Here is a 15,466-nt window from a genome sequence, read left to right as displayed (position 1 = left end):
GAAGACTTATGACAAACAAACCTTTCAAACGTGTACATTTAGTTGTATTGGATTCAGTGGGGATCGGTGAAGCGCCGGACGCAGAAGCCTTTGGAGATACAGGATCAAATACGCTCGGCCATATTGCAGAAGCAGTAGGCGGGTTGAACATGCCGAATTTGGAGAAGCTGGGGCTAGCAAACATCGTTCCAGTGAAAGGGCTTGCAGCTACTGATGCACCAGCAGCCTATTTCGGCAAATTAGAGGAAGCTTCGGTCGGCAAAGATACGATGACTGGCCATTGGGAAATCATGGGATTAAACATCGATACGCCTTTTAAAGTTTATCCGGAAGGGTTTCCTGAAGAGTTGATTCGGCAGCTGGAAGAAAAAACTGGCCGCAAAGTTTTGGGCAACAAGCCGGCAAGCGGCACTGAAATTTTGGATGAACTGGGCCAGCAGCATATGGAGACGGGAGCTATTATCGTCTATACATCGGCTGATCCGGTTTTGCAGATTGCGGCTCATGAAGAAATCATTCCATTGGAAGAGCTTTACCGCATTTGTGAGATAGCACGGGAATTGACATTGGAGCCTGAATACTTAGTCGGCCGTGTTATTGCACGTCCGTTCCTGGGCCAGCCTGGGGCATTCAAGCGGACAACAAATCGCCACGATTATGCTCTGGCGCCATTTGACCGCACTGTCATGAACGAGTTGAAAGATGGTGGGAAAGACGTCATCGCCATTGGGAAAATTGATGATATTTACAATGGCGCAGGGGTTACAAAATCTTTGCGGACAAAAGACAATATGGATGGCATGGACAAGCTCGTGCAAGTTGCCGGTGAAGACTTTCAAGGACTGAGCTTCTTGAATCTGGTGGACTTTGATGCACTTTATGGCCACCGCCGAGATCCGCAAGGGTATGGAGATGCACTGGAGGCATTCGATGTCCGGTTGCCTGAAGTGCTGGAAAAAATGCAGGAAGATGACTTGTTGATTATTACAGCAGATCATGGCAATGATCCAACATTCCCTGGCACTGATCATACTCGTGAATACGTGCCGCTATTAGTTTATTCGCCGCGTTTTGCTGGCGGCGAGCAGCTGGAAACAGGCAAAACATTCTCGGATATCGGCGCTACTATCGCTGAAAACTTTTCAGTAGCAATGCCTAAATTCGGCAAGAGTTTTTTAGCTCGTTTAAATAAAGAATAGAGTCTCTACAATAAAAATAATCCGATATGCTTTTAGTTGATCTGTTCAGAAACTAACCTAAAAAGGCGGTAGAATTCATGAGAATGGTAGATTTGATTGAAAAGAAAAGAGACGGCAATGAGTTATCGACAGAAGAAATAAAATTTGTCATCACCGGCTACACAAACGGTGACATTGAAGATTATCAGATGAGCGCATTCCTGATGGCTGTCTATTTCCAAAACATGACGGAGCGCGAACGTGCAGATCTGACAATGGCAATGGCTGAATCGGGCGATCAAATTGACTTGTCAGCGATTGAAGGCATCAAGGTCGATAAGCATTCCACCGGCGGCGTCGGCGATACAACGACTCTTGTGCTTGGACCATTAGTCGCAGCATGCGGCGTTCCGGTTGCCAAAATGAGCGGGCGCGGCCTTGGCCATACTGGCGGTACCATTGATAAATTAGAAGCAATTGATGGTTTCCATGTAGAACTGTCGACTGAGGATTTTATCAAACAAGTAAATGACCATAAACTCGCAGTGATTGGCCAAAGCGGCAATCTGACTCCTGCAGATAAGAAAATGTATGCACTCCGTGATGTAACAGGAACTGTCAACAGCATTCCATTGATCGCAAGCTCGATCATGAGCAAAAAAATCGCAGCTGGAGCTGACGCTATCGTTCTGGACGTTAAAACAGGCGAAGGTGCATTTATGAAAACGCCGGAAGACGCGAAAGAATTGGCACACGCTATGGTTGGGATCGGCAACGCGACAGGCAGAAAAACGATGGCCATCATTTCGGATATGAGCCAGCCTCTGGGCTTTGCCATTGGCAACGCTCTGGAAGTCAAAGAAGCGATTGAAACCCTGCAAGGCAAAGGACCAGAAGATTTGACAGAATTGTGCATGGTGCTCGGCAGCCAGATGGTAGTTGTTGGCGGCAAGGCGGATACGTTGGAAGAAGCACGGACAATGCTCGAAAACGTTATTGAAAATGGGCAAGCACTGGAATTCTTCAAACAGTTTATAGCCGATCAGGGCGGCAATCCGGCAGTGGTGGATGATGTCACATTATTGCCACAAGCTGAGTTTGTTACAGAAGTTCCTTCCAAAGAAGAAGGCTACATTTCGTTTATGGAAGCGGATGAGATTGGCACAGCGGCTATGGTGCTGGGAGCAGGCAGAGCAACAAAAGAATCTCAAATCGACTTGGCTGTCGGCATTGTCCTTCACAAAAAAGTAGGGGACTTCGTTAAAGCGGGCGAGTCGATCGCTACAATTTATTCCAACACACAAGAACTCGCAGAATGTTCTAATATGATATATAATAGTATCGAATATACAAGTGAACCGGTTGAAAAAATCAAGCTGATTTCTGCTTTGATCACCGATTGACAAAAAATCTTGCTGGGTAGCTGCTCAGCAAGATTTTTCACATACATATACCATCAGGAGGGGCTTTTATTGCATTTATACGGCACACAAACTATCAATGAGCAGGGCCATTTGACGATTGGCGGAACCGATTCGGTCGAATTGGCGAAAACATATGGCACACCGCTGTACGTCTACGACATTCAATTATTCCGGGACCGCGCAAAAGCATTTCAGCAAACCTTCGAAGAAGCGGGGATTGGCTATCAGGTCGCTTATGCCAGCAAAGCATTCTCGACCATTGCCATCTACCAGGTAGCCGCAGAAGAAAATCTATCCTTGGATGTGGTTTCCGCAGGCGAATTGTACACAGCCGTCAAAGCTGGTTTCCCGGTTGAAAGGATCCATTTCCACGGCAACAACAAAAGTTTGGAAGAGTTGCAGATGGCGTTTGAAGTTGGGATTGGCTGCATTGTTGTTGATAATTTCCATGAAATTAACTTATTGAAGAAACTTTCCGAGCAATCCAAACGACCAATGAACATCTTGTTGCGCGTGACTCCTGGAATTGAAGCACATACACATGATTACATCACGACCGGGCAGGAAGATTCAAAATTCGGCTTTGACTTGAAGAATGGCCAAGCGGATCGAGCGTTCCAGCAAACCTATGACCACGAATATTTGAAACTGATGGGTCTTCATTGCCATATCGGCTCTCAAATATTTGATACAGGGGCATTCCAGCTGGCAGCCGAAAAGCTGCTCCAGAAAATGGCTGGATGGAAATCAGAATTTGGCTACACGTGCCCGGTATTAAATCTCGGCGGAGGTTTCGGCATCCGATATACAGAGGAAGATGAACCGCTTGAACCCGCTGTTTATGTAGAGCAAATGATTGGCACGGTCAAGCAGACTTCGGAATCTTCAGGCTATCCAGTTCCTGAAATTTGGATTGAACCGGGCCGCTCGCTGATTGGCGATGCCGGTACGACGCTCTACACAATTGGCTCAACGAAAGAAGTTCCGGGTACCCGCAACTATGCGGCGGTAGACGGTGGCATGTCGGATAATATTCGGCCGGCCCTGTACGGAGCAAAATACAGCTCGCTTGTGGCCAATAAAGCAAATGCTGCATTGACTGAGCATTACACAATTGCAGGTAAATGCTGTGAATCTGGAGACAAACTGATCGAAAAAGCGGAGCTGCCTCCTGTTGAAGCAGGAGATCTTCTTAGTGTTTTCTGTACAGGCGCCTATGGCTATTCAATGGCCAGCAATTATAACCGCATTGCGCGGCCAGCTGTTGTTTTCGTCGAAAACGGTGCGCATCAGCTTGTCGTAAAGCGTGAAACAAATGAGGATTTAGTCAAGCAGGATTTGATCTATTCCACAAAGGCTGTACAACAATGAAAAAAGAGAATCTTGTCTTGCTGCTTTTCATCTTAGCTATGGCCATCGCCTGGGGATTTGTTTATTGGGTCTTTTTCGCAGAAAATGTCGCGGGCGGCTGAAAAGTTGCTCTCTTGAGTTATCAAGAGAACTATAGTAGTATGGTAAAAGCCGCTTTTAGACGAAAATGAGGGATTTAATTATGTTATTCAGATATAAAAAATCATTCGAAAAGATCGCTATGGGGCTGCTGTCATTTATGCCTAAAGAGCGAGAACTAAAAAAACTGCAGCAAACTATGCACATCTACGAAGAAAATCCGGATTGGCAGTTATTCCTTTGGAAAAAAGGGGATGATTTTGTCGGGTTATTAGGTGTGGAAGTTGGCGAAAAGTCATATACGATCCATCATTTATCTGTGAACCCTTCGCATCGCGGAGATGGAATTGGCCATGAAATGGTGGACAAAATTCAGGATATCATGCAAGACCGCAAAATGCTTGCAACAGATGAAACCGAAGCGTTTCTAAAAAAATGCCCAGTAAAAAAAGGCGGCCTTTAATTTAAAGGTTCCGCCTTTTTTTTTGTTCGCGCAAACTGATGATGGAAGACCGGTCGCGAAGCCGATGCTTATGCATCAGGTAGTATGGGTCCTGTTCGATCAGAGGCTGTTCGGAATAATAGGATTCCACAGCCTGCTTCAGCTCTTCTGAAACAATCGGGATTTCCTGAATGAAAAATGGCTTGCGTTCTGTTACAGCCTCGATTGAAGTGGTTAAGATGCCGATCAGCTTTTCATGGTCGAATCCTTCCACCCATACGCCGCCTGAAGCCAATTTGACCTTAGCGCGGATAAAAGAGCGCAAGGCTCCCGGGTAATTGCTTCTTCGCCAATGGTACATGCCGACCGCCAATTGGATCCAGCCGGTCAGGGGATGCATTTTGTCTTTAGGTGCAACGGACTTCCAGTATTCTTCGCCTACTTCATGGCATTCAAAATAATCTTTTTCTTTATTGAAATTAACGATGTATTGAATAAACAGCGGATGTTGAAGTGGATGCATTTTGATCCCCTTTCTACTATAATAAATGTAACTGCCCATTAATGGGGATGAATGAGTATTTTAACAGTCAGGTGGTACAGTCATGTCTTACGAAGTAAAAGTAGAGGCCTTTGAAGGCCCTCTTGATTTATTATTGCATTTAATCCACCGTTTGGAAATTGATATTTACGATATTCCTGTTTCACAGATTACTTCACAGTATATGGAACACATACGAGCGATGCAAGTTCTGGAACTAAACGAGGCGAGTGAATACCTGGTCATGGCAGCCACATTGCTGGCGATCAAAAGCAAAACTTTGCTGCCGGTCCATGAAGGCGAGCTGGATGAAATTGAATACGAGTTCGACGAGCAGGATCCGCGCGAAGAGCTGGTATCGCGTCTTGTAGAATACCGGAAATTCAAGGATGCCTCCGAGAATTTAAAGGAGCTGGAAAGCAAACGGTCCTTTATTTACACAAAAGCGCCTATGGATTTATCGGAAATTCAAGCAGCCATCCCCTACGCCCAAGTAGACCTCGAGGTAAACGCTTATGACATGCTTGGGGCATTTCAGAAAATGCTCCGCCGGAAGCAATTAAAAGCGCCATTGTCTGCGCGCATCGCCAGACAAGAGATTTCTATCAAACACCAAATGACCTCGATCGTCGATCAGTTGAGGTTGTCAAAGGGACGCACATCTTTTAGCAATCTGTTTCCATCAGACGACAAAACCGTTCTGGTGGTATCGTTCTTGTCAATTTTGGAATTAATGAAACGGCAAGTCATTGCGGTGGAGCAGGAAACAAACTTTACCGATTTAATGGTGGAACTCAGAAAGGACAAGTGGGAATATGAAGACGAATCTTTCCAGTAAGATAGAGGCGCTGCTTTTTGTGGCAGGAGACGACGGCCTCACGTTAAAGCAGCTTCAGTTTTTGACGGAATCGGACGGTGTCGAGCTGCAGGATGGCATCAAGGAATTGGAGGTACGCTGCTCCGACTCTGCATGCGGCATCTGCCTGAAGGAACTGGCAGGCGTCTTTCAGCTGGTGACCAAGCAGGAAGTGGCAGAAACCATCCAAAAGCTGGTGGAAAATCCGACTGTTCAGGCCTTGTCTCAAGCCTCCTTGGAAGTTTTGGCTATCATTGCCTACAAGCAGCCGATTACGCGGGTAGAAGTCGAAGACTTGCGCGGTGTGAAAAGCGAAAAAGCATTGCATACTTTGGCTGCTAAAGGCCTGGTTCAGGAAACGGGAAGGGTTGAAGGAACAGGCCGTGCTATTTTGTATGGCACAACAAAAGAGTTCTTAAATTATTTCGGATTAAAAAATTTGGACGAACTGCCGCCATTGCCTGAAGCAGCGGCGAGCGATTCAGATGATGAGACAGATCTTTTTATGACCAGCTTTCAAGAAACTTTTAAAGAGGAAGTAGAAGTGTAAAGCATTATTTGCGGAAGGCTGCGCTATTGACAGTCTTCTTTTCTTTTGAGCTTAGAGCTTCCGCTTTACGAAGAAATGTGACATAATTCCGAGAGGAACGAACGGCATATCGAGTTATTGTAATACATTTGCAGTGCTTGGCGGGAACGTCCGAAAACGCACTTTTCGGTCTTTCCTGCTGCAGTGTCCGGCCAATGAGCTGAACAAGCGCGTACGCTTTTCGAAAAAAATACTAATGAGGTGAACTTATTTATGGAAAGATTACAGAAAGTACTTGCACATGCAGGCGTGGCATCAAGACGTAAGTCGGAACAATTGATTTTGGACGGCAAAGTGAGAGTCAACGGAAAAACGATCAAAGAATTGGGTGTCAAAGTTTCAAGCACGGATAAGATCGAAGTTGAAGGTGTCCAGCTTGAAAAAGAGCAGAAAGTGTATTATTTGCTTTACAAGCCGCGCGGCGTAATTTCTGCTGTTTCGGATGATAAAAACCGCAAAGTCGTCACAGACTTTTTCGGGGATATTGAAAAACGGATTTATCCAGTCGGCCGCTTGGATTATGATACGTCCGGGTTATTGATTATGACCAACGATGGCGAATTTGCCAATATGCTGACGCATCCAAAATTTGAAATCGACAAAACATACGTAGCCCGTTTAAAAGGGATTCCGGAAAGAGATGACCTGAAAAAATTGGAACGCGGCATCAAGCTCGAAGACGGCATGACTGCACCTGCTAAAGTAAAGCTGTTATCGGGAGATAAAAAAACAGGCAAAGCCATTGTCCAGATCACGATTCACGAAGGAAGAAACCGTCAAGTCCGTAGAATGTTTGAAGCGATCGGCTACCCGGTACAGAAATTGAGCCGTGAACAATTTGCTTTTCTGACACTGCACGGTTTGAACGCGGGCGAGTCGCGGGAGCTTTCTGCGCATGAAGTTAAACTATTACGTGTTCTGGCTGAAACGGGCAAGCGCGTCTAACGTTCACAAACACTTCAAAACTCCAGACTTGTGGCTGTTTAAACTTTGTTATAATTAAGTTTGCATAATATCCCTCGAAGGAGGAACAAGCATGGATGAACGAGCAGTTCCACAAAAGAACGACAAAAAGAAAAAAAGAGCAGTAATGAGAACCATTATTTTGGCAATTTTAATAGCTGCCATTGGCTATACCATCTACAACAGTGCTACAGCCGAGGAAGTCAGCCTGTTGGAAGTCGGAGATAAAGCACCTGACTTTACCCTGGTGGATCTTGAAGGCAACGACCATAAACTATCGGATTATGAAGGCCAAGGAGTCTTTTTGAATTTCTGGGGTACTTGGTGTAAACCATGTGCGAAAGAAATGCCAGCTATGGATCGGCAGTATGAGGCTTTCTCGAACGATGGTGTTCAAGTGCTCGCGATAAATATTGCTCAATCTGATTTTGAAGTCCAATCTTTCGCTGATCAATATGGTTTGTCTTTTCCAGTAGTGATCGATAAAACAAAAAGTGTAATGACGGCCTACAGCATAAGGCCATTGCCAACCACCGTTCTTGTTAACCCGGACGGCAACATTCAGCGCATCGTTACAGGAGAAATGACAGAACAGGATATTGAAGGGTTTATGGAAGAAATCAAACCTGAATAAGGAGATTTTTTGGATGGAGAATTTACAATGTCAATGCGGTCATACGAATCCGCCTGGTACGAAACTTTGTGAGTCGTGCGGGCGGTCTTTGACTGAAAAAGATCAAAACAGCAAACTGGTGGACATGCGATACGAAGGAACGGCCAGACGTTCACAAACTTACAACAAATCAATTATCGACAAAATTTGGAATTTCTTTTCAAGTGTTAAAGTGGGAGTCAGCATTATTGTGGTCCTGCTGGTAGCAGCAGCCATTGGAACAATACTTCCGCAGCAGGCTTTTGTTCCTGCGAGCACTGAGGCGACAATCCAAGCATATTATGCTGATACGTATGGCAGTATTGGACGCGTCTATCATGCGCTAGGGTTCCACGATCTGTACAGCTCCTATTGGTTTATCGCGTTAGTCGGAATGTTGGCTATTTCGCTGGTAATTGCCAGCCTAGACCGTTTTGTACCGCTTTATAAGTCATTAAAAAATCAACGGGTTCTGCGCCATCCCAGCTTTATGGACAAACAGCGCATCTATGGAAGCGGTCCTGCAGCTGAAGATACGCTGGAGAAGGCGGAAACAAAGTTAAAAGAATTGAAATACAATGTCCGGACGGATAAAAATGGGCTGTTAGCTGAAAAAGGCCGCTTTTCCAGATGGGGTCCCTACGTAAATCATATCGGCTTGATCATCTTCCTTTTTGGCGTCATGCTGCGCATGATTCCAGGGTTTTATATTGATGAAAGCCTATGGCTGCGTGAAGGCGAAACAAGAGCCATTCCTGAAGTGCCGGGCTACTACCTTGAAAACAAAGGATTTGCACTTGAAAATTATACAGGTGAAGGCGGAGAAGAAGTTTTCGGTGAAGCCTTGGACCGTGTCGGTACGGTAGCAAAGAATTATCAGACAGATGTTGTGCTTTATCAAAATTCGGAAGACGCATTGCCTGGCGCAGCTGATAGCCAAGAAGTTGTGGCAGAGTACCCGATTCGTGTCAACCAGCCGTTGAAGTTTGATGGCTATGCCATCTACCAGATGGATTTCAGGTTGGATGAGCTGAAAGCAATGACGTTTGCACTGACGAATAAAGAAACAGAAGAATCGCTTGGTGAATTGACCATAGATTTAATCAATCCGGTCGACAACTATGAACTCGAAGGCGGGTCAACGGTTGAATTGCTTGGATATTATCCGGATTTTTCAGGGTTTGAAAATGGTGAACCGCAAACGGCAACGCCATTGCCAAACAATCCCGGTTTCTTGGTGGAATTGACTACTCCGGAAACACCTGAAGGAGAAACCAGTTTTATTACGATTCAAAATACTGTGGAGCCTTTAGGAGAAAATGACTTTAAATTAACTTTCCTAAGTGCAGATACACGGGATGTTTCGGGCCTTACCGTACGGAAAGACAGCACTTTGCCGATTCTTGGGCTTGGCGGTTTAATCTTTATGATCGGTGTAGCGCAAGGAATGTACTTTAATCACCGTCGTTTCTGGATACAGCAGAAGGCGGATGGTACGGTCTTGTTAGCCGGCCACACCAATAAAAACTGGTTCGGCTTGAAAAAAGATCTTGATCGAGTTGTGGAATATGCGTCATTGCCCGCTTACACAGATCAGCAGGATGAAATCGATAAAGTAGAGAAAGCGGAAAAGGAAGGTGAAACACTGTCATGAATTTAGCCGATTTAAGTTCAAATCTTCTATATGTGGCGTTTGTTGCCTACTTGATTGCTACATTTGTTTTTGGTGGAGCAGTAAAAGGCAATAAAGAAGGAACATTCAACTCTGAAAAACGGTGGGGCAAAGTTGCAATCACTATTACACTGATTGGCTTTGCGGCGAACCTTGGGTATTTCTTTACTCGCTGGGGAGCAACAGGCCACGCACCACTCAGCAATATGTTTGAATTCACTACTGCTTTCGGCATGACGTTAGTCGGAGGATTCATTATTTTGTATTTCCTATACAAAACGGCGGTTCTCGGCATGATCGTATTGCCTGTAGCTTTATTGATCATCGCATTTGCGAGTATGTTCCCGAGTGAAGTAAGTCCGCTTATTCCGGCTCTTCAAACAAGCTGGTTGGCGATTCACGTCAGCACAGTTGTTATTGCAGAGGGGATTCTCGCCATCAGCGCTGCTGCAGGCTTGATCTATCTGCTGAAAGTAGTGGATCCTGCAAAGAAATCCAAGCAGCGTTTCTGGTTGGAAGCTATGATGTACTCATTAGTCCTGGTTGTTGGATTTGTTGTAGTCAGTTCTTTCTTTTCTCTAACCGGCTATGAAGCCGAATTCACTTATGTAGATAAAGAAGATCAGGAAGCTGCCATTACTTATGCTATGCCTCCTATTTTTGGTATGAATGAGTATGTGGCTTTAACCGACGGCGCAATGACGCCTTTAGTTGAAACGCCGGCGCTTGTCCATGCTGGAAAACTGACGACCGTAGTCTGGTCTGTACTCGTCGGTACAATCCTTTACTGGTTGATTCGCTTGATTTTCAGAAAACGCATCTCAGCGCTGTTAAAACCTTTTGTCAAAAATGTCAATTTGCAGCTGATGGATGAAATTGGCTACCGCGCCATTATTATTGGTTTCCCAATATTCACTTTGGGTGCGTTGGTTTTCGCCATGATCTGGGCACAAATCGCCTGGTCCCGTTTCTGGGGATGGGACCCGAAAGAAGTATGGGCACTGATCACTTGGCTGTTCTATGCTGCTTACCTGCATTTGCGTTTGGGCAAAGGGTGGCAAGGTGAAAAATCCGCATGGCTGGCAGTTATCGGCTTTGCAATCATCATGTTCAACCTGGTTGCTGTCAATTTAATAATTGCCGGATTGCATTCTTACGCATAAAGAGACGGGCCTTTTCCGGTAACGGAAAAGGCTTTTATTATTGTCCAGGTACCAATATGCAAATTGCAAGTTTGTAATGCACTTTGTGAGGGATGAAACGCCGCTTCGCCATTGTGGCTTATGCCCGTCAAATCTGCATGGTGCTTATGCTTTTCTTTATTTTTGACAGAGTTATCGGTACAATGAAACATAACAGAAGAAAGTTGGAGGGGTTATCATGTCGGAAGAGATTACGGTGTTGGTAGTGGATGACGAGGAACGGATTCGCAGATTGTTGAAAATGTATCTGGAGCGTGAAGGCTATTCGGTGGAAGAAGCTGAAAATGGCGTCCAGGCATTGGAAATGGCAATGGAAAAAGATTATCATTGCATCCTGCTGGATTTAATGATGCCCGAAAAAGATGGGGTAGAAGTGGCTACTGAGTTGCGCGAAACAAAAATGACACCAATTATTATGCTTACCGCCAAAGGAGAAGAGGCCAATCGAGTGGAAGGTTTTGAGTCCGGCGCGGATGATTATATTGTTAAGCCATTCAGTCCGAGAGAAGTGGTGCTGCGTGTCAAAGCAATTTTGCGGCGTTCATCGGCATATTCGCCAATTTCCAACTCGACCGTCTCTAAAGACCTGGTAGTATTCCCGCACCTGACGATCGATCACGATGCACACCGCGTAACTGCTGATGGTGTAGAAGTGAATTTAACCCCAAAAGAATACGAACTATTGTACTTTTTAGCAAAAGCACCGGATAAAGTTTTTGACCGTGAGCATTTGCTGAAAGAAGTTTGGCATTACGACTTTTTCGGTGACTTGCGGACTGTCGATACGCATGTTAAACGATTGCGTGAAAAATTGAACCGCGTTTCGGAATCTGCAGCGAAGATGATTGTCACTGTCTGGGGCGTCGGCTATAAATTCGAGGTTGGCAATGAATAGAATATGGAATAGTGTTGTCGGGAAGCTTTGGATTACGATCCTGCTTCTCGTTTCCTTTGTCCTTTTTATTGTGACAGTTCTGCTTTTGGAGTTTCTTGGAAACTATCATAGCGAAACCGTAGAAGAAACATTGAACAGCGAAGCGAACATGATCGCAAATATTTTCAACGATCATGCTGAAGTGGCAAGTTCGCTGGAAATTATCGAAGATGTTATCGGAACAGAAACCAATGCGGTAATAGCAGAAGTGCCTTATGACGATAGCTACTATATTCATGACGGACTGAACGGTTCTGAAACCCGTGAAAAAATATTAAACGAACCATCTTTTCAGCAAGTATTTGAATCGGATGAGACGGTAATGAAAGAAATGCTCCTGCCTTCATTGACAGAACAAAATCGTTTGGAATCATATATTGTACTGGCCAGCCCGCTGCAAACAGGAGAAGAACAGCACGGTGTGGTGTTCATATATCAGTCATTGGAAGTTATGGATCGAACTGCTGAGCGGACAACCAATATTGTTTTCTTGTCAGCCTTTATTGCCCTTTTATTAACAACCTTTTTTGCTTTCTTCCTATCATCGCGAATTACTTCACCGCTTCGAAAAATGCGGGAAGGTGCATTTGAACTGGCAAAAGGCAATTTCGATACAAAGGTCAGAGCAACTTCCAGTGACGAGATTGGCCAGTTGGCGACAGCCTTCAATCAAATGGGACGCCAATTAAAGCATCATGTGGAAGTGATCAACCAGGAAAAAGAACAATTATCGAGCATATTGACGTCGATGGCGGATGCCGTCATTACCTTTAATCAGGACAAAACTGTTTTACTGAGCAATCCGCCGGCAGAGAAACTCATGCAGCAATGGGTCTTTAAAAATGGTTCCACTGAAGCTCAGCCTCTGCCAGCCGAGATGCTCCATATGCTTGATCATGTGCTGGTTTTTGAAGAAGAAATTGAAGAGGAACTGGAAATTGAGGGAGCTTACTATGCCATCAATTTCAGCCCCTTGTACAGTGGAGCTTCCATCCGGGGCGCAGTGGCAGTTTTGCATAACATGACCGAGCAGCATCGCCTGGAGAAGCTTAGAGAAGATTTTATCGCCAATGTTTCGCATGAACTGCGTACCCCGATTGCTATGCTGCAAGGCTATAGCGAAGCCATCTTGGATGACGTCGGCGCAACGGAAGAAGAACGCCGTGAGATGACCAAAATCATCTATGAAGAATCGCAGCGGATGGGCAGATTGGTTACGGATTTGTTAAATCTGGCGCGGATGGAATCTGGCCATATGCGGATTTACAAGGAAATTGTCCAATTGAACAATGCTATTGAACGCATGACCCTCAAGTTTTCGCAAATTGCCAAAGACAGCGGTGTTCAATTGACTTTCGAAACCACACTTGATGACTGGGCAGCCAGTGAAATTGACGAAGATCGGATCGAACAAGTCATGACCAATTTGATAGATAACGCAATTCGTCACACGCCTAAAGAAGGGCAAGTAGTAGTCCGTGTCGAACAACAACAGGAGTATGCAAAGATATCAATCAACGATAATGGAATCGGAATTTCGGAAAAAGATTTGGAGTTTGTTTTTGAACGATTCTACAAAGCAGATAAAGCAAGAACACTTGGCACAGGTGGAACAGGTCTTGGGTTGGCAATCGCCAGCAACATCATTAAAGTTCATGAAGGCAAAATCTTTGCAGAGAGTACTGTTGGACAAGGTACTTCATTTGTCTTTTTGCTGCCATTAAAGAATATGTAACTTTACAAAGACCAAGACGACTAATCCTAAGAACGGGGGGAGTATATTGAATGACTCCGTTTTCCATCGGTTGTACGAAGAGTATCACCAGGATGTTTTCCAGTTTTTAATTTACTTGGTGAAAAACAGGCATCTGTCGGAAGATTTGATGCATGAAGTATATATACGTGCTTTTCGGGCTTACGATCGTTTTGAAGGGAAAAGCTCTGAGAAAACATGGCTTTTTTCGATTGCAAAAAACGTGGCAATTGACCATTTTCGAAAAACGGCTGTACGCAAAAAGCATTCGATGGAATATTTTGATTGGGAAACACAGCAATTGGTTTCGTCGGAGCGGATTCCTGAAGAAGTTTCATTGCTGAATGAAGATAAAGTGCTGCTGTACAAAACCTTGGACACTTGCACAGGAGACCAAAAAATGGTCATTATCATGCGCTTTTTCCAGGACTTATCAATAGCGGAAACCGCAGATGTATTAGGCTGGACAGAAGGAAAAGTAAAAACAACTCAGCACCGCGCAATCAAAGCCTTGCGTGAAAAATTAACAGCGAGGGAAGGGGGAGATGAAAATGCCGAATAGCAAATGGACCGATGACTCCATCGAAGATTTGTTAAAGGATTTCCCCGCTATCAAAGACAACCGGTCAAAAGAAGAAGTTTACAATCGGCTTGCCCACAATGAAAAGGTTCAAAAACGTCCGAAAAAGTGGCTTCCATTGCTGGTAGCCGCCTTGGGATTTATCACAGTTGGAATATTGGTAGCCACTATCATCAGTCAAAATGGCATTGATACTGCTCAAAATCCCCAGGAATCAACTGAAGATTCAGCAGCTACGAGCGAAGCAGAGGATCAGGCGCAAGAAGAAGCTGCAGGATTTTCAGAAACCGAAGATTCGGAAGCTGAAGAGTCTGGCCAGTTTTCATCAGCCCAGGTTGACGCTCCACTGCGCACAGCTGTTTATGAAGACAGCATCGGGGATCAAACTTTAATGACTATTGGACTGACCGAGAACGCATATGTGGTGCCCGTTTCCTTCCTGATTCCCCGTGATCAGACAGAATCGGCATTCGGAGGTGAAACCCCATCATCGTTTGATCTGTATCAGGAATACGCTGGTGATATTGATGAAGAGCTGCTGGGATTTGATGAGTATCATCCGTATATAGGAAGATTTGAGGAAATAACTGGCGGCATTCGCCATCTGCTGCCACAGGATCACCAGTATGACCTTGCTTCTGCCAGCATGGGAGTTTACTTTAATACGCTGACAGAGACGTTTACGGATGTGGAGCAAATTGAAGTGGCCAACGAAGACGGTTCAGCAGCAGAGTTTTCTGAAATCGGTCCGGTCGAACCGGTAGTGGCGATGGAAGAAAACGTTGCCTATTATTCCTTTGAATCTTCAACGGGTGATGTTTACCTTGCACCCGGATATGATATGCCGTTTACTGCTGCGAGCGAGGCAATTCGTGCACTTGCAGAAAGCCCCAATGATTTTTATGGGGCAACAATTCCGCAAAATATTGAAGTTCGAGTTTCGGAAACAGCAGACCTTGTACAAGTCCAATTTGAAGATGGACTCGATTTAAGTTCACTGGATCCTTTGGAAGCTGTTCGAATGATTGAAAGCTTTGCATTGACTGCTGATGCATTCGGGAAAAAGGTAGAGGTGGACGGGTTGCATTCTGAAACTTGGAATGGATTCGACTTTAGCCAGCCGTTGCCGATTCCGGCAGCCCCTAATCTGTTGGAATGGCCATTACAGTAAGATAAAAGAGCGTTGTAAACAAATTTGTTTACAACGCTCTTTCTATATACTAAGATTAGG

The 15,466-nt window shown here is 44.9% G+C and carries 15 protein-coding genes; 14 read left to right on the top strand and 1 reads right to left on the bottom strand.

The features are described 5' to 3' along the window. Positions 1 to 8: 8 nt before the first annotated feature. From deoB to QOZ98_RS02220, 4 genes are all read left to right on the top strand, one after another. Positions 9 to 1,199, top strand: a complete 1,191-nt coding sequence (deoB, locus tag QOZ98_RS02235) for a phosphopentomutase (RefSeq protein WP_308785909.1) — start codon at positions 9 to 11, stop codon at positions 1,197 to 1,199. A 77-nt stretch (positions 1,200 to 1,276) separates the two neighbouring features. After that, a complete protein-coding gene (locus QOZ98_RS02230; protein ID WP_308785908.1) occupies positions 1,277 to 2,581 on the top strand; it encodes a pyrimidine-nucleoside phosphorylase in 1,305 nt (434 codons plus the stop codon). 69 nt (positions 2,582 to 2,650) lie between these two features. After that, a complete protein-coding gene (gene lysA / locus QOZ98_RS02225) occupies positions 2,651 to 3,973 on the top strand; it encodes a diaminopimelate decarboxylase (protein ID WP_308785907.1) in 1,323 nt (440 codons plus the stop codon). A 181-nt stretch (positions 3,974 to 4,154) separates the two neighbouring features. Then, on the top strand, positions 4,155 to 4,514 hold the full coding sequence (locus tag QOZ98_RS02220; protein WP_308785906.1) for a GNAT family N-acetyltransferase: 360 nt from the start codon (positions 4,155 to 4,157) through the stop codon (positions 4,512 to 4,514). 1 nt (position 4,515) lies between these two features. On the opposite strand, the gene QOZ98_RS02215 is transcribed toward QOZ98_RS02220, so the two are convergent. After that, entirely contained in the window at positions 4,516 to 5,016 is a 501-nt protein-coding gene (locus QOZ98_RS02215) for a DUF309 domain-containing protein (RefSeq protein ID WP_308785905.1), read from the bottom strand. A gap of 82 nt (positions 5,017 to 5,098) precedes the next feature. Here QOZ98_RS02215 and QOZ98_RS02210 point away from each other — a divergent pair, with 82 nt between their 5' ends. From QOZ98_RS02210 to QOZ98_RS02165, 10 genes are all read left to right on the top strand, one after another. Next, positions 5,099 to 5,872, top strand: a complete 774-nt coding sequence (locus QOZ98_RS02210; RefSeq protein ID WP_308785904.1) for a segregation/condensation protein A — start codon at positions 5,099 to 5,101, stop codon at positions 5,870 to 5,872. Then, on the top strand, positions 5,850 to 6,440 hold the full coding sequence (gene scpB, locus QOZ98_RS02205; protein WP_308785903.1) for an SMC-Scp complex subunit ScpB: 591 nt from the start codon (positions 5,850 to 5,852) through the stop codon (positions 6,438 to 6,440). The genes QOZ98_RS02210 and scpB overlap by 23 nt, the downstream gene beginning before the upstream one ends. A 252-nt stretch (positions 6,441 to 6,692) precedes the next feature. After that, on the top strand, positions 6,693 to 7,424 hold the full coding sequence (locus QOZ98_RS02200; protein ID WP_142826486.1) for a pseudouridine synthase: 732 nt from the start codon (positions 6,693 to 6,695) through the stop codon (positions 7,422 to 7,424). 91 nt (positions 7,425 to 7,515) lie between these two features. Then, on the top strand, positions 7,516 to 8,076 hold the full coding sequence (gene resA, locus QOZ98_RS02195) for a thiol-disulfide oxidoreductase ResA (RefSeq protein WP_308785902.1): 561 nt from the start codon (positions 7,516 to 7,518) through the stop codon (positions 8,074 to 8,076). A gap of 13 nt (positions 8,077 to 8,089) precedes the next feature. Continuing rightward, a complete protein-coding gene (locus QOZ98_RS02190) occupies positions 8,090 to 9,748 on the top strand; it encodes a cytochrome c biogenesis protein ResB (protein ID WP_308785901.1) in 1,659 nt (552 codons plus the stop codon). After that, positions 9,745 to 10,929 (top strand): c-type cytochrome biogenesis protein CcsB, encoded by a 1,185-nt coding sequence (gene ccsB / locus QOZ98_RS02185; RefSeq protein ID WP_308785900.1) that lies wholly within the window; start codon positions 9,745 to 9,747, stop codon positions 10,927 to 10,929. Before QOZ98_RS02190 ends, ccsB begins: the two co-directional genes overlap by 4 nt. A gap of 217 nt (positions 10,930 to 11,146) precedes the next feature. After that, the gene (locus QOZ98_RS02180) at positions 11,147 to 11,863 is read left to right on the top strand and encodes a response regulator transcription factor (RefSeq protein ID WP_308785899.1); all 717 of its coding nucleotides are present in this window, start codon (positions 11,147 to 11,149) and stop codon (positions 11,861 to 11,863) included. Beyond that, positions 11,856 to 13,637, top strand: coding sequence for an ATP-binding protein (locus QOZ98_RS02175; RefSeq protein ID WP_308785898.1), 1,782 nt, complete (start codon positions 11,856 to 11,858; stop codon positions 13,635 to 13,637). Before QOZ98_RS02180 ends, QOZ98_RS02175 begins: the two co-directional genes overlap by 8 nt. 46 nt (positions 13,638 to 13,683) lie before the next feature. Next, the gene (sigX, locus tag QOZ98_RS02170) at positions 13,684 to 14,217 is read left to right on the top strand and encodes an RNA polymerase sigma factor SigX (protein WP_407676690.1); all 534 of its coding nucleotides are present in this window, start codon (positions 13,684 to 13,686) and stop codon (positions 14,215 to 14,217) included. Next, complete coding sequence (locus tag QOZ98_RS02165) at positions 14,207 to 15,406, top strand: hypothetical protein (protein WP_308785897.1); 1,200 nt, start codon at positions 14,207 to 14,209, stop codon at positions 15,404 to 15,406. The genes sigX and QOZ98_RS02165 overlap by 11 nt, the downstream gene beginning before the upstream one ends. The last annotated feature ends 60 nt before the right edge of the window (positions 15,407 to 15,466 follow it).

The organism is Planomicrobium stackebrandtii (assembly GCF_030814955.1).
GTDB lineage: Bacteria > Bacillota > Bacilli > Bacillales_A > Planococcaceae > Planococcus > Planococcus stackebrandtii.
The sequence above is the reverse complement of the archived record's forward strand: the minus strand, read 5'-3'. Positions and strand labels throughout refer to the sequence as shown.

What these genes read in the sequence shown, in the direction of transcription:
- deoB (WP_308785909.1), top strand. Translation starts at nt 9, where the DNA reads ATGACAAACAAACCTTTCAAACGTGTACATTTAGTTGTATTGGATTCA.
- QOZ98_RS02230 (WP_308785908.1), top strand. Translation starts at nt 1,277, where the DNA reads ATGAGAATGGTAGATTTGATTGAAAAGAAAAGAGACGGCAATGAGTTA.
- QOZ98_RS02210 (WP_308785904.1), top strand. Translation starts at nt 5,099, where the DNA reads ATGTCTTACGAAGTAAAAGTAGAGGCCTTTGAAGGCCCTCTTGATTTA.
- QOZ98_RS02165 (WP_308785897.1), top strand. Translation starts at nt 14,207, where the DNA reads ATGCCGAATAGCAAATGGACCGATGACTCCATCGAAGATTTGTTAAAG.
- QOZ98_RS02215 (WP_308785905.1), bottom strand. Translation starts at nt 5,016, where the DNA reads ATGCATCCACTTCAACATCCGCTGTTTATTCAATACATCGTTAATTTC.
- QOZ98_RS02175 (WP_308785898.1), top strand. Translation starts at nt 11,856, where the DNA reads ATGAATAGAATATGGAATAGTGTTGTCGGGAAGCTTTGGATTACGATC.
- QOZ98_RS02220 (WP_308785906.1), top strand. Translation starts at nt 4,155, where the DNA reads ATGTTATTCAGATATAAAAAATCATTCGAAAAGATCGCTATGGGGCTG.
- ccsB (WP_308785900.1), top strand. Translation starts at nt 9,745, where the DNA reads ATGAATTTAGCCGATTTAAGTTCAAATCTTCTATATGTGGCGTTTGTT.
- QOZ98_RS02190 (WP_308785901.1), top strand. Translation starts at nt 8,090, where the DNA reads ATGGAGAATTTACAATGTCAATGCGGTCATACGAATCCGCCTGGTACG.
- resA (WP_308785902.1), top strand. Translation starts at nt 7,516, where the DNA reads ATGGATGAACGAGCAGTTCCACAAAAGAACGACAAAAAGAAAAAAAGA.
- QOZ98_RS02200 (WP_142826486.1), top strand. Translation starts at nt 6,693, where the DNA reads ATGGAAAGATTACAGAAAGTACTTGCACATGCAGGCGTGGCATCAAGA.
- scpB (WP_308785903.1), top strand. Translation starts at nt 5,850, where the DNA reads ATGAAGACGAATCTTTCCAGTAAGATAGAGGCGCTGCTTTTTGTGGCA.
- QOZ98_RS02180 (WP_308785899.1), top strand. Translation starts at nt 11,147, where the DNA reads ATGTCGGAAGAGATTACGGTGTTGGTAGTGGATGACGAGGAACGGATT.